We start from the raw sequence: 13836 nt of genomic DNA, 5'->3' as shown, positions 1-13836 counted from the left end.
TTGAATCCATTTAAAATAACGGCCCAATATTCTTTTCAAAGGCAAATAAATACCCTGATCCGCTAAACAGGATCCTATGAAGTAGTTTTGCTTTTATTCTTATGCGGTAAAAGCCACAGGGCTTGAAAGAAGCGTAATCAGGTCAGCAGCGGCGTTTCTTGGGCAGCACGGCTGATGTCTTCGATGATCTGCTCTTTTTGCACTTCAGTCAGTGAATTCCACTGCTTCTGTGCGAAAACGGTAAGACTGAATACGATATAAGCCGAGAGGACGCCAATAACCAGCCATTCCATGATCGATACGCCCTCTCGACGACGTTTCGATGCACCTTCTTTAGTTCTCACGTTACCTCCACACAAGATATTTAAAAAATCGATTCAGCTGCCTGAAGACGCAAGCTTAATATCCAGCGGTCACATCAAAGGCAGCAAGCTAACTAATAGGAGCAAAATACCTGACGAGCGGTTATTAACCAGTCAAATGACTGCAACCGTTAATTCTTGTCGTTAGGTATCGGTTTAAAAGACTACTTCTTGATAGTCGTAGCGACTTATTCTTGACCTAGCGGCATGTCAAATGGATGACTTGGCCGGGTTTCAGGGAGAACCGGTTGTCCCAGTACTCGATACAAGCGTCGTGGCTGTTTCGAGGGTCAGAAGATAAGGACAATATCCGGTCTTTCAACGCGACATTCAGCCGCACCCCTTTGTACTCGATATCCAACGAAACATTGTCGAGCGCAGCAGGAGGCGCAGGCATCACCTGTAAACAGGCCACACTGGGCACTATCCCCAGGTAATGCCGCTGCAGGACATCCAGCGACCCAGCCATGGCGCCCAGATGAATCCCTTCCTGAATGCCGCTATCAGAAGGTGCATCCAGGTCGGTACGCAAGCTCTGCCTGAAGTAGTCCCAGGAGCGCTCCGCATCCAGACGAGCCAACGCACCCGCACAAACCACTTTCGACAAACTGGACTCATGCGTGATACGTGCCAGGTAGTAGTCAGCCGTTCGCCGAATCTCAGCCAAATGCTCGATATAGCCCAAGCGCGCAAAAAGCCGCTCCAGTTCCCGAGGCGGAAACAGGTAAAGTAGCATCAGCACATCGGCTTGCTTGGTCAGCTGATAATTATCGGTCTTGTCACCTTGAGCCTCCAGCATCCAGTCCAGGCGCGGCCGCCCATCTTGACGAAATTTTGGGGGCGGTAACTCCAGCCGGTCAAAGCCTTCAAACTGGCTAATCACGCCATCTCCCTGCACAGGGACATACAGCGTACGGCTGATCCGATCCCAATCCACTCGCTCCTGTGGCGTAACACCAAGCCGCTGTTGAAGTGCATCGGCTTCCTCGTCAGGTAGTAGATCAAGTAATTCCAGAGCCAGGGCCAACACCCAGGACGCCATGACATTGGTATAGGCATTGTTATCGAGCCCCGGCACATCGGTATTGGGATACCCGTTGTGATACTCGTCGGGACCAATAACGCCTTCGATTACATAGCGCCTCCGCTCTGGATCAAAACGCACCATGCTGGCCCAGAAGCGAGCAATTTCCAGAATCAGCTCGCCGCCGTTGTGGCTCAACAGGGAGCGATCTCCTGTGGCGAGATACAGCTGCCAGACATCATAGGCAATGGCTGAACCTACGTGCCGTTGCAGATAGGTATGGTCGGGCACCCAGTGATGGGACAATGGATTACACTGATAAGGAGGGGTTTCCTCCCCTCCGGTTCGCCCGCTTCTCCAGGGGAACATCGCTCCGCGATACCCGCTCCTGCGCGCCAACGCCCGTGCCATGTCGAGGCGAGCATAGCGGTAGTTCACTACCGTATGAGCAAGCTCTGGAAAGTGAGTGGCTAGAAAGGGCACGGCAAAAATCTCATCCCAGAAGATCTGCCCAAAATATCCTTCCTGCCAACCTCTGGCAGGCCACCCCATGTCCTGACCAAGACTGTTGGGCGAAAGCGCCTGAAGCACATGGAAACGATGCAGGCGCAGGGGCAAGGCGAGATGATGCTCGGTCAGCTGCATGGCCATGCGGCCCCATAACCTGTGCCAATGGGCGGCGTGCCGCTGCAGGACGCTATCAAAATCGGAGCGCCGACGGAGTTGGTCGAGCATAATCGAAAGCGTTACCCCACTGTCCTCATGACGCGGGATTTCACCCTCGACCCTGACCGTTACATATTTCTCGATGATCAGCGTTCTGCCTTCAGACAGATCACAGGTAGCCTCAAGGCACAGGCAGTCGCCCATCACGGCCTGTTGCCAGGGACTAGCCGGCATACTTAGCCGGGTATGTGCCGCAACTGCTACCTCGCGGGACGGGTCATGCAGGGATGCCAACACCGCTGCGCCACCGTCAGCTTCGCTATGGAATCCAATGGTTTGCAGGCGTCGCCCCTCATAGGCTGCATCACGTTTGACCCCGGCATTTCTAACCCCGGCGTTGAGCGTCGAGCGCACCCGGATGCAGCCTCCCTCGGGTACGTACACCTCCCAGCGCAGTACACACAGATCAGGGTCGGCCATGCTGACCAGACGCGTCTCGCTCAACCGCACTTCACGCGTCGGCCCCATCATGAAAGTCATGTCGCGCCGCAGCGTGCCACGGTCCAGTGAAAGTACCTGGCGATAACGCTGAAGCTTGACAGAGGCGAGGTTGAACCACAGATCATCATCCAGCGCGAACGTGAGTCCGAACGGATCAGGCAGGTTGACCAAGGCCGACATGGCGATGCGCGTCCCATTCACCCTGCGTGGCGCATCGTCATACCAACCCGCACGATAAAAACCGGGGTAGTGCTGGTCGTCCCCCTGGCTCAGACGGCTTGCGCTAAGTTCCGGTGCACTGGCCCGCATACTGAGCACACCATTGCCCAGTGCCAGAAGTGCTTCACGGCGACGTTCGTCCGAGGGCTTGTACTCATTGAATATGATCTCGGTGCGAGTTGTGTTGAACGCATCATTCATGGAGATTGCGTACCCCTGCTCTCAGCCGGTCCGCCTGCTGCTCCACCTCCTCGCGCGAAGGATAGGCAGGTTGCGAGCCGTATCCTCTTACCGCCAGGTTGGCAGCAGCAACGCCTCGCAAAGCGGCTTCCAGCGGTGCGAGGCCTTCCAGCAGGGCAATCGACAGAACGCCTGTGAACGCATCACCGGCCCCCGTGCTGTCGACTACATCAGCCTCTCCTGCCGGAATAAGCGCTGCGTCCTCCTCGGTTATCAGCACACAACCGCCATCTTCCAGCTTGATGCACACAATCGAGACGCCCCACTCATGAAGCGTTCGAGCCGCTTCCAAGGCCGATTCGGGAGAGTCGATCGTGATGCCGGTGACTCCCTCGGCTTCGGAGGCATTGGGCGATACCGCCAGAACCTTGCTCAGCAATGCCTTTTCAACGCGGTCGGGAAAGGACAAGTCCATTACGACAGGAACGGTACGCTGGTCTGCCGCCTCGACAGCCTTACGCACTACCCAGGCAGGTATCTCATAGTCCACTGTCAGCAACGCCGGCGGAGCGGTCTGCCTGATCGCCTCAACCATGGCCTGGGCAGATGTCTCATCCCAGTGATCGTTGGCGTTGGTTGCCAAAACGATCTGTTTCTTGCCTTTGGGTGGGACCATGATGATGGAAACCCCGGTAGTCGCTCCGCGCGCCGTGCAAACCGAACCTATATCGACCCCTGCAGCCTGCAGAGGCGACAGGGCTTGTCTTGCCAGATCATCGTCTCCCACGCAGCCCAGCAGCCGAGACGTACATCCGAATACCGCACCCAAGTAGGCTACGTTGGCCGCTTTGCCTCCCGAAAGGCGAACGTGGTCATGAGCGAGCAAGGTTTCGGCACTACCTGGCTCCTCATCGAGCCGCATTTGAAAGTCTGCATTGATGCTGCCCAGGGATAGCAATGTAGAGCGGGTCAAGGCGTTTCTCCCATGAGAAAAGAGCACTAAGGAGGACTCGCTCCGACTGTCCAGGTTCGCTGAAAGCTCGTTTTTACCGATCGATTGCGCAACCAGGTGTAACAACAGGCTGTCCACCTTAGACTCATACGTAAGGAACGCCCATGACCTGTTGCCTGTTCGATATCAATGAAACACTGCTGGATCTGGCAGGGTTGGATTCGGTCTTTTTCCAGACCTTTGGTTCATCCACAGCGCGTAGTGCCTGGTTTGCCCAGACGCTGCAGAACGCCATGACCGCTACGATTACCGGCCCTAGCATTTCATTCGAGGAAGCTGGGCAGGCTGCGCTGACCATGCTGGCGCAGCGTGAACAGGTTCAGCTGTCAGAAGCCGATCGCCACCACGTTAAAACCGCCATGCGTATGCTGCCAGCGCACCCCGATGTCGAGCCAGCGCTTGAGCAGTTGCGCAAGTCAGGGGCTCGAATAGTCGCCCTGTCCAATAATGCACGCGAGCTGGTTGATGCCCAATTATCCACCGCTGGACTGCGTGGCTATTTTGATGAAGTGCTTTCGGCAGAAGATGCTCAGACTCTAAAGCCGGATGCGCCTGCGTATCTCCAGGCTGCCAAAACCCTGAATACAGACCCGAAACAGCTGTGGCTGATTGCCGTGCATGCCTGGGACATCGCCGGCGCCCAACGCGCAGGCTTCAAGACCGCCCTGGTTTCACGCACCGCTCAACAGGTACCCAGCCCATTGGCGCCACCTACAGTTCAGGGTTCTAACCTGACGGCAGTCGTCGAACAGATACTGACCCTGGAGTCAGCCTGAATAGATGTTTCTGTATGTTACTGATTCCTGAGCCCATCAGTGACTAATGCCGCGGCCTCCACGGCAGGCAGAGATCACAGCCAAACTGTATACCCATGCGCATCTGTCGCAGACAGAAAAAAAACGTAGAACTTTGCGGACCTGACCTATGTCAATGAAACCGTAACGTTGGTGTGGCTATCAGGTGAGGCATATGGATAATCCTTTTCAAGTTATCGCTGCGGCTTTCGAAGCTGATTACCGCGTCAATTTCCGTATTGAGCGCATGGATGGAAGCGTCACGCTGACCCTTTCGGACGATACCGGCACCAAGGCTCGTCGTCTGATTACCAAAGAGCAACTGCACACGCCGAAAAAGCTGGACCGCGTCATCGATGGCATTCGCCTGGGCATGGCGATCGACAGTGGCTGTGGTGTACCGGAGCTGTTGGCCTCCCTGTCGCCTTACAAGACGTATTCGATCTCCCGCTGAGCAAGTAGTAGCTGCATGTCTTCACCCAACGGCCTTGGTGGCGTCTCGATGACTTATGATCCTGCTGAGTCGATCGGCGCGCCCTCCTCTTTTAATACGGTAATTCCGCTAGCTGACGCGACGAACCTGTCGTCCAAAGAAAATACAGTCGTTACCGACGCGATCATGGCGACACGCTATGCGTTGGCATGTGATGAGCTGGCAGACGCGTTGGCCCCGCTCAAGGTGTGGCCAACACTGACTGACCTGCAGGGAACATTTTCCTTTAGCGTACTTGATCTGTACGGACGCGTTGCCTACCGCTCAACACGCATTCGTCAGGTGCAATACAGCGAACCCGGTTCGCTGAAAGGTACTGTCTCGGCAGCCCGACGCGCGCTGGCTGCGCAGGGCCTGGGTTTTCCAGTCTGGGATACAGGTCTTGAAAAACCGGACACCTGTCCGGAGGAAACGACAGCCCCTGCAGATCTGCCTTGCAAGGGCTGTCGTTTGATGGGGTGTAAGTACTAGCGTCAATGGCCAGCCCTACTTTTTAGCGCAACAGCAACACCCGCCAATGGCGGGTTTTTTGTTCTAAATCAACACGCATGACATCCAACAGGCAAAGCCTGCTGGATGTCGATTGAGCAAGCGCAATAACACGCTGTCATAGACAGACGCCTATGCCTCAATCAGCGTAACGCATTACGGTAGCGCCCGTGGCTCGCAAGGTAGCCAACGATTGCGGTGCCAACGCCCCCGCGCGAAGCGAGACGTCTTTGCGCATATCGTCGATCACGATTTGCAGCGCGCGGTCATCGCTTAGCTGGCGAGCGGAAATCACACGCGTAACTCGCGCATCGCTGCCCAAATCCTGTACGCAGAACACAACGCTTCCGTCAGGACGAGGCTCAGTTACCGAGCATTCGTAAGTTGGAAAGGCAGTCATCAGTTTTTCAGTTGCGCTATTCATCATTCCCCCATTCATTAAATAGTTTTACGTTTTATGAATGCGATGAAAAAGACAGTGACTTGGAAGCCAGAGTTCACAACAAAAACTTGAAATTCACGAAAAAATGCAATAGAAGTCGCGATCCTGCTGCTATCAATGCGCCATCTACTGGCAAAATGGGCGATTTAAAGACGAAGCAGAGCCATATACTCCCCTTCCTATCTCTATCAGCAGTGATAAAACTGACCTAATCCTGCATTAAAAAGGTAGCGATCTGTTCGCAATTGAACGGCCAATCCAGCTCTCGTCCACTTTCCAGGTGACGCAGTACCGGAATTCGCATGCCGTACCGCTCCACGCCTCCGTCCAATTCCACAATATCAACGGCTTCGACCAGCAGACCATGCTCGACGAAGGGCATCAGTACCTTTTCCGCGTCATGACAGAGGTGGCAGGCTGCGGTAACCAACAACTGACAATGCGGGCTCATGGCCACCTCCTAAACGTGCAACATCTTTCAGTATGGTACGGATTGAGCAAGCCAGGCATTGATATACCTCAATGGAGTTTACGCTGGCTCATTTAGACTTTTGCTCATCATCACGGGGCTTGGCGTATTCGAAGGGGAGATAACCCCTCATTACGTGGTCGACTTAGTGACGTAACCTGACTGTGAGGCCTACGTGTTCATTGATCTTCTTTTGCTATTGGCGGCGTCCCTGGTGGTCATCTCGCTGATACGCCGAGTCGGACTGCCGCCCTTGCTGGGCTATCTGTTCGTAGGTCTGGTCCTGGGCCCCAATGCCCTGGGCTGGGTTCAGCCGGATCAGTCTCTTCCCCTGATTGCCGAGATGGGCGTCGTGTTTCTGCTTTTCATGCTAGGCCTGGAATTTTCCCTGCCTCGCATGCTGGCGTTGCGTCGGGTCGTCTTCGGGCTGGGCAGTTTCCAGATTCTGCTATGCAGCATTCCGCTGGCACTGCTCCTGAATCTGCTGGGCGCCTCGCCCGGAACTGCCGCGTTGTTAGGGGTTGGACTGTCACTGTCCTCAACCGCCATCGTGACGCGAGAGCTTTCCACCTTGGGCGAAGTGCTGACGCCCCATGGTCAGAACACCATAGGCGTCCTGCTTTTTCAGGATGTGGTCGCGGTACTGCTTTTGACCCTGATTCCGGTCTTCAGCGGGCATGCCGATACCGTGTGGTATTGGGCCCTTCCCCTTACTTTGGGCAAGACGGCCGTCCTGTTCATCACCCTATTGGCGGCCAGCCGCTGGCTCTTGCCTCCCCTGTTTCGTGAAATCGGCAGCTCCCGCTCCGCCGAGCTGTTTCTGCTGCTGGCATTGCTGATCGTCCTGCTCACCGCCTGGCTCACGCACCTGATGGGCCTTTCCATGGGCTTTGGCGCATTTCTGGCGGGGATGCTGCTGGGGGAGAGCCATTATCGGCATCAGGTCGAAGCGGATTTGCGTCCTTTCCGAGATGTGCTTCTAGGCCTGTTCTTTATCAGTGTCGGCATGCTGATCGATATACAGGTCGTCATACGTCAACCCGGTTTCGTACTGCTCCTGGTCCTGGCACTGGTCGTCCTGAAGGCACTCATCGTGGCACTGGTCGTTCGAAACCGCTTTGGCGATAACGCCACCGGCTGGCGCACGGGCGTGGCGCTGGCCCAGGGCAGCGAGTTCTGCTTTGCGCTGGTGGCGCAGGCCAGGCAGGAAGGACTGGTGGAAGAAATGTTCTCCGGTGCGCTGTTGACGGCTGTTTTCATTTCCATGGCCATTGCGCCTGTGCTGCTGCGCAATGCTTCGCGGCTGGCCCGATCATTGGGGCTGGTCAGCCCAACACCCGTCTCGGACATTGCCAGTGCCAGCGAGGGTCTCGCCGGGCATGTGATCATCTGCGGCTTCGGCCGGGTCGGGCAGTCGATCGCCCGACTGCTGAGTCTGGAGAAAATACCGTTCACAGCGCTGGATAACGATCCTGTTCGGGTCCAGGAAGCCGTGGCTATCGAGGCAAGCGTTCATTATGGAGACTCTAGTCGTACCGAGCTCCTGGAGGCCGTAGGCATTTCCCATGCCCGCCTATTGGTTGTTGCGGTAGACGACCCGTCCCGGGCGCTGGCCATTGTTCGCCTGGCACGTCAGCAACGGGCGGATCTACCTATCCTGGTGCGCACACGAGACAGCAGCCTCAACGCCGACCTGCGCGCTGCAGGTGCCAGTGCCGTTGTTCCCGAACTGCTTGAGTCAAGCCTGATGCTGGGATCTCAGGCGCTACTTCTCCTGGGGTTATCGGAGCGCCACGTCCAGGAGCGTATCGACACTATCCGCCGGGAGCGCTACAGCCTGCTGCAAGGCTATTACCAAGGCGCACAAGCCGATGTGCTGGATGCTCACCGCAACAGCCGCATCATGCTTCATGCCATCTATCTTCCCGATAATGCCCATGCGGTCGGGCGGTCCCTGGACTCTCTGGAGCTGGAGGCGCTGGGACTTAGTCTGGAAACCATCCGCCGTGACGGCACGGAGCTGATCATCACGCCGGAGCTACTCCTTAAAGCCCATGACACCGTGCTGCTCAAAGGGTCGGTCGCGGCGTTGGAGCAGGCCGAGGCCCGCTTGTTGGCCGGTATGTCATGAAAGAGCGACAAACGGAACCTTTGCGACCCAGACAGGTTCGAACCCGCTGAAGCAAATGAAATTCAATCTTTCACGATCTTTGCAAGGAGTATCGATATGACGATGGAAAGCGTTCTTCCACCCTCGCAGGAAGACCAGACCGATTCCAGCACTCAAAAGCAGACTCACCGTGAAAACCTGCGTAATGTTCAGAATGCAATTACTGCCGAGTTTTCTGCACTGATTGCAGATGCCGAGCGCCTGCTCAAAGGTTCGACATCGTCTTCGGGCGAGCAGATGGATGAAGCCCGCAGCCGCCTGACTGATACCTTGGCCCGCGCCCGCGAAACCCTGAAAGCCCAGCAGGCTTCCGTATACGATCAAAGCCGTGCGGCCGTTCAGACCACTGAAGAATACGTTATCGAGCACCCGCTGAAGTCCGTAGGCATCGCAGCCGGTATCGGCTTTGTAGTAGGCCTGTTATTCACCCGTCGCTGATAAAGGAGTGGGATGAATGGACATGACACCGCCGAATCCCCATGAAATACCAGACGAAGTACCCAAGCCGTCCCTGAAGCGGATGGCAGGTGCGGCAGTCGGTCTGGTCCAGAGTCACCTCGAGCTGCTGGGTATCGAGGTTCAGGAAGAGAAGGTTCGCACCTTCAAGCTGTTCCTGCTGACCGGCCTGAGCCTGATTTTCGGTTTGCTAGTCCTGGTGGGGCTATCGGCGGCCGTCATCATTGCGTTCTGGGATACTCACCGTTTGCTGGCAACCCTTCTGCTTTCCGCCGCTTACGCCGTCGCGATGGCGCTGTGTGTCTGGAAGGCCATGAGCCTGATAAAGGGGAATCCTCCGTTCCATGCCACGCTTGAAGAGCTGGCCCGTAATCGGGAGCGCCTACTGCCATGAACCAACCTCTAACGGCGGCTGTTGGCCGTCAGAAGCGTAAGGAAATGGTACGGCTGCGCATGGAGCTGTACCGTCAGCAGATCGTTTACAACGCCGAGCCCTTGCACAATCCGCTCGGGACCTTGAAGGAGATGGTTCGTCCCAAGGACGTGGTCACTCAGTCCAAGGGGCCGTTGGTGATTGGTGCGACGCTGCTTCTATCGTTGTTTGGTAAGCGCCTGGGGCCCATTGGACGCCTGGCGCGGATAGGTCTTGCCATGTATCCCTTCGTCAAGCGTTACCAGACCGTGCGTCATAATCAGCACGCGCAGCACGCGGCGCAACAGGGTACTCATCACCCTTACCCTTAGGAATACTGGCGCACGGATGCGCCATATGCCTGCTCTATCCTAGCGAATATTGGCCGCATTCTTGCGAGAGAAAAGAGACCCTCTTTTCAACCTCAGGTCAGCTCACGGCAGACCTAATCCGCAGGAAGGACCCCGTGCTCACAGGATACCCTCTCGCCTTTTTCCAACCCTTCATCGATACCGCAACCGGACAGATCGCCGGCGTAGAAGCCTTGGGCCGCCTGCGTCAGGCAGACGGTAGCTGTCAGTCGGTAGGCCCACTGTTCGCGTCCCGTACGGTTTCACCCATAGACCTGCGCCAGCTGGATCGAGACATCCGTGATAATGCCCTGAGCCGCTTCCGCGACGCGCCACCAGACTGGTTTCTGAGCCTGAATATTTCCCCCCGCTGGATCAGCCACGCCCGTGCGGATCACCCATTGCCGAGCCTGAAGCAGGTCGAACGCCAGGGGATTGACCCTCGGCGTATCGTGTTTGAGATCACCGAGTTGGCAGGTAATCAACAACGCTTACTGGACGTGGTTCATCGCTACCGTACCGCCGGTGCCAGAATCGCCATTGATGACTTTGGTGCAGGCTATTCACAGCTGGATCGCGTCATGGACCTGGCACCGGATATTCTCAAGCTCGACATGCGCCTGTTCCAAGCCGCGGCCAGGGGTGGACCCAGTGGTGAAGTCGTCAGAGCCATGGCCCTGATGGCTGAGAAGATTGGCTGCTGGATCATTGCCGAAGGGGTTGAGACGGAAGAAGAGCTTGATTTCGCACTGGAATGTGGCGCTCGCTACATACAAGGCTTTCTTTTTGCGCAAGCGGCTGAGCAGTTTCAACCAACCGGGACCCATGTCGAGCGCTTTGCAGCGCTGCGAACACGTTATGTGCAGCGCAAGCTACGAGAGCGTACAAGGCTCATGATGTTGCGCCAGCAACTGGCCCGTTTTATCCAGGAGGTGCGTCCCTGGGCAGAAGGTAGGTCAATGATCAGCGCACTTCCCCTTCCCCACGACCTGCCCTGGCTGCTGCGCCTGTATCAGTGCGATCGACATGGCACCCAGATAAGCCCGAATCTGGAATGGAACGGCATGTTCTGGCAGGAAAATCGTCGCTACCTGAACCACAACTGGTCATGGCGCCCGTACTTCTACAGCCTGCTTGCCAAGGGCGTGGATGAGCGCCGCCTGAATCTCTCCACCACCTACCGGGACGCTACCACTAACCGGTACTGCATGACGGCAGGCCAGTTCATTGCCCAGGGGCAGCGGCTCCTGCTGATCGACATTGACGCCTCGCTTTTGACAGAGCCTCAGACCTGAAAACCTGCCTGATCGAGAACGGTCTATCGTGTAAGCAATGCCCCAGTATCGGCTACAGGCACAAGCCTGTTAGGGTACGCCACACGAAAACCGTTGTTGCGAGGTAGGCCTTGGACTGGCAAACACTTCTAACCCGCGAGCGCCTCGGCAAGGCTGTGCACAGCACCGCCGAACTGGGCCGCAGCCCGTTTCACAAAGATCACGACCGTATCATTTTCTCAGGCGCCTTTCGCCGCCTGGGACGCAAGACGCAGGTGCATCCGGTCAGCAGCAACGACCATATCCATACCCGACTGACCCACAGTCTTGAAGTCGCCTGTGTAGGCCGCTCGCTCGGTATGCGCGTAGGCGAAAGCCTACGTCATCAGTTGCCGGACTGGTGCGAACCCAGCGATCTGGGGGTAATCGTGCAGTCAGCGTGCCTGGCGCACGACATCGGCAATCCTCCCTTCGGACACTCGGGGGAAGATGCGATTCGCCACTGGTTCGCCCAAGCGGCCGGCCGTGGCTGGCTGGATGACATGAGCGACATCGAGCGCGACGATTTCCTGCACTTCGAAGGCAATGCCCAAGGCTTTCGTGTCCTGACACAGCTGGAGTACCACCAGTTCGATGGAGGTACACGTCTCACGTATGCCACATTGGGGACTTACTTAAAGTACCCCTGGACGTCCCGCTATGCCGAGGCACCTGGCTACAAGAAACACAAGTTTGGCTGCTACCAGAGCGAGCTGCCGCTGCTTGAACAGATTGCCAGCAAATTGGGTATTCCTCTGCTTGGCGAGGAGCGTTGGGCGCGGCATCCGCTGGTCTATCTGATGGAAGCGGCCGATGACATTTGCTATGCGCTGATCGACCTGGAAGATGGGTTGGAAATGGATCTGCTCACCTATGCCGAAGTGGAAGCCCTGCTGCTGGGCCTCGTAGGCGATGATCTGCCCGAAACCTATCGCCAGCTCGGCCCACAGGACTCGCGTCGGCGCAAGCTGGCCATCTTGCGTGGCAAGGCCATCGAACACCTGACCAATGCCACGGCACGCGCCTTTGTCGAACAACAGGACGCCCTGCTGGCCGGTACCCTAAAGGACGATCTGGTCGAACACATGGATGGTCCCGCCAAGCTGTGCGTGCAGCGCGCCAAAGCCATGGCCCGGGAAAAAATCTTCCAGGACAAGCGCAAGACATTGCATGAAATCGGTGCCTATACCACGCTTGAAATTCTGCTCAATGCGTTTTGTGGCGCAGCGCTTGAACAGCATCGCGGCCGTGAGCCGTCCTTCAAGCACCGGCGCATTCTGGACCTGTTAGGCAACAGCGCGCCGGACCCGAACTGGCCGCTGCACCGCTCGTTCATGCGGGTAATCGACTTTATCGCCGGCATGACGGACAGCTACGCCACCGAAATGGCCCGCGAGATGACAGGACGCTCAAGCCCTGTTTGACCATACTCTTCAGCCGCCCATGAAAACGAGCGGCTGAAGAGTTCAGCGAGCCTTGCCGCAGTTACCCTGCGCTATCTGGCTGAGCATCAGCAGGGACGAGGAATAATAATCCTCCTGCTTCAACACGTCCGCCTGCAAGGATTGCGGCTGACCATCGAGCAGCGCGCGAATACCCAGCACTCCCCAGGAGGCCGCATAGGGTGCAACCTCACCAGAGGCCAGATCGACCCAGGCAGGCGGTGAAGCCGGATCCTTGCTGTGCCAGAACGTACTGACTGCGCGCCACTCACCGCGCTTGCCAAGTCCTGCCCAGGCGCCATACAGCGGCACGCGGACGGCATCGAATCCAAAGCGTGACGGCCAGCCTTCGGCAGGCTTCAGGGTGCCGTCAGCTCCCAGGGCGATCCAGTCAGATGGTAATTTGGCCTCACCAAACTGCGCGGCTTGAAGCAATTGCGTGCCGCTCTGGAAAAGCGTCGTCCAGGGACCTTCCGGTTCGATCCGCGCAAAGGCTTGCAAGGCAGGAAAGATCCAGTACGACAGATTAATAACGGTTCCGTCTGGACGCTTGAACCCTTCCAGACCTGGCAGCAGCAGCGTATAGCCCTGCTCGCGCTGGATCAGATGCGCTGCAATAGCGTCACGAATCTGTTTCGAAGCCTTTGCATAGGCAGGGTTCTGCCAACGCTCACCTGCTTGCTGCAAGGCCCAGGCGATAAGGAGGTCCCCATCGGATGCGTTATTGCGATCGGTGACGGCAGGATTTGCCTTTGGGTCGTACCTCCACGAGAACAATCGGTCCTCACGCTGCAGGGTCTGCTTCGTCCAGCTCCAAAGACGGTCAAACGCCCTGCGATCACCATTGGCCTCCGCAATCAGCATCGCGTAGCCCTGGCCTTCGGAATGGCTGATGCCCTGGTTACCCGTATCGGTAACACGTCCTTGCGACGTCACGAACCGCTGCTGGTAGATGTCCCAACCCTGCTGGCAGCTCAAGGGCTCACCTGAGGCAAGGGCCGAGGCCAGACAAAGCACAGCCAGGAGGGCACATCGCCATGCT

General features: G+C 57.0%; 15 protein-coding genes. 9 read left to right on the top strand and 6 right to left on the bottom strand.

Annotated elements, in window-relative coordinates:
* Positions 1-137 precede the first annotated feature (137 nt).
* The 3 genes from EAW52_RS25895 to EAW52_RS08575 all read right to left on the bottom strand — a co-directional run bounded on the left by EAW52_RS25895 (position 138) and on the right by EAW52_RS08575 (position 3925).
* Complete coding sequence (locus EAW52_RS25895) at positions 138-344, bottom strand: hypothetical protein (protein ID WP_026003743.1); 207 nt, start codon at positions 342-344, stop codon at positions 138-140.
* A gap of 217 nt (positions 345-561) precedes the next feature.
* The gene (locus EAW52_RS08580) at positions 562-2973 is read right to left on the bottom strand and encodes a glycoside hydrolase family 65 protein (RefSeq protein ID WP_122042108.1); all 2412 of its coding nucleotides are present in this window, start codon (positions 2971-2973) and stop codon (positions 562-564) included.
* Positions 2966-3925: a PfkB family carbohydrate kinase gene (locus EAW52_RS08575; RefSeq protein WP_122044751.1), complete on the bottom strand. Its 960-nt coding sequence runs from the start codon at positions 3923-3925 to the stop codon at positions 2966-2968. The genes EAW52_RS08580 and EAW52_RS08575 overlap by 8 nt, the downstream gene beginning before the upstream one ends.
* 143 nt (positions 3926-4068) lie before the next feature.
* On the opposite strand from EAW52_RS08575, the gene EAW52_RS08570 reads away from it, so the two are divergent.
* The 3 genes from EAW52_RS08570 to EAW52_RS08560 all read left to right on the top strand — a co-directional run bounded on the left by EAW52_RS08570 (position 4069) and on the right by EAW52_RS08560 (position 5722).
* A complete protein-coding gene (locus tag EAW52_RS08570; protein WP_122042107.1) occupies positions 4069-4740 on the top strand; it encodes a haloacid dehalogenase type II in 672 nt (223 codons plus the stop codon).
* A 193-nt stretch (positions 4741-4933) separates the two neighbouring features.
* Positions 4934-5212: a DUF3509 domain-containing protein gene (locus EAW52_RS08565; protein WP_010795059.1), complete on the top strand. Its 279-nt coding sequence runs from the start codon at positions 4934-4936 to the stop codon at positions 5210-5212.
* A gap of 15 nt (positions 5213-5227) precedes the next feature.
* Positions 5228-5722: a hypothetical protein gene (locus EAW52_RS08560; RefSeq protein WP_162997611.1), complete on the top strand. Its 495-nt coding sequence runs from the start codon at positions 5228-5230 to the stop codon at positions 5720-5722.
* A 157-nt stretch (positions 5723-5879) separates the two neighbouring features.
* Here EAW52_RS08560 and EAW52_RS08555 read toward each other — a convergent pair whose 3' ends face one another.
* Positions 5880-6140: a DUF3509 domain-containing protein gene (locus EAW52_RS08555; protein ID WP_169715110.1), complete on the bottom strand. Its 261-nt coding sequence runs from the start codon at positions 6138-6140 to the stop codon at positions 5880-5882.
* A gap of 250 nt (positions 6141-6390) precedes the next feature.
* Positions 6391-6633, bottom strand: a complete 243-nt coding sequence (locus tag EAW52_RS08550) for a glutaredoxin family protein (protein WP_122042105.1) — start codon at positions 6631-6633, stop codon at positions 6391-6393.
* Between the two features lie 193 nt (positions 6634-6826).
* Here EAW52_RS08550 and EAW52_RS08545 point away from each other — a divergent pair, with 193 nt between their 5' ends.
* From EAW52_RS08545 to EAW52_RS08520, 6 genes are all read left to right on the top strand, one after another.
* Positions 6827-8782 (top strand): monovalent cation:proton antiporter family protein, encoded by a 1956-nt coding sequence (locus tag EAW52_RS08545; protein WP_122042104.1) that lies wholly within the window; start codon positions 6827-6829, stop codon positions 8780-8782.
* Positions 8783-8878: 96 nt separating this feature from the next.
* Positions 8879-9259, top strand: coding sequence for a YqjD family protein (locus EAW52_RS08540; protein ID WP_019365812.1), 381 nt, complete (start codon positions 8879-8881; stop codon positions 9257-9259).
* Between the two features lie 16 nt (positions 9260-9275).
* On the top strand, positions 9276-9671 hold the full coding sequence (locus tag EAW52_RS08535) for a phage holin family protein (protein WP_010795065.1): 396 nt from the start codon (positions 9276-9278) through the stop codon (positions 9669-9671).
* Complete coding sequence (locus EAW52_RS08530; protein ID WP_122042103.1) at positions 9668-10021, top strand: hypothetical protein; 354 nt, start codon at positions 9668-9670, stop codon at positions 10019-10021. The genes EAW52_RS08535 and EAW52_RS08530 overlap by 4 nt, the downstream gene beginning before the upstream one ends.
* 134 nt (positions 10022-10155) lie before the next feature.
* Complete coding sequence (locus tag EAW52_RS08525; protein ID WP_122042102.1) at positions 10156-11334, top strand: EAL domain-containing protein; 1179 nt, start codon at positions 10156-10158, stop codon at positions 11332-11334.
* A gap of 110 nt (positions 11335-11444) precedes the next feature.
* Positions 11445-12776 (top strand): deoxyguanosinetriphosphate triphosphohydrolase, encoded by a 1332-nt coding sequence (locus EAW52_RS08520; RefSeq protein WP_010795068.1) that lies wholly within the window; start codon positions 11445-11447, stop codon positions 12774-12776.
* Positions 12777-12818: 42 nt separating this feature from the next.
* Here the strand turns inward: EAW52_RS08520 and EAW52_RS08515 are convergent, their stop codons facing one another.
* Positions 12819-13811: a glycosyl hydrolase family 8 gene (locus EAW52_RS08515; RefSeq protein ID WP_256680816.1), complete on the bottom strand. Its 993-nt coding sequence runs from the start codon at positions 13809-13811 to the stop codon at positions 12819-12821.
* Positions 13812-13836 lie beyond the last annotated feature (25 nt).

This window comes from Pseudomonas sp. LTJR-52 (assembly GCF_003691465.1).
In the GTDB taxonomy this organism is placed as follows: Bacteria; Pseudomonadota; Gammaproteobacteria; order Pseudomonadales; family Pseudomonadaceae; genus Chryseomonas; species Chryseomonas luteola.
This window is presented reverse-complemented; position numbering and strand designations above follow the sequence as displayed.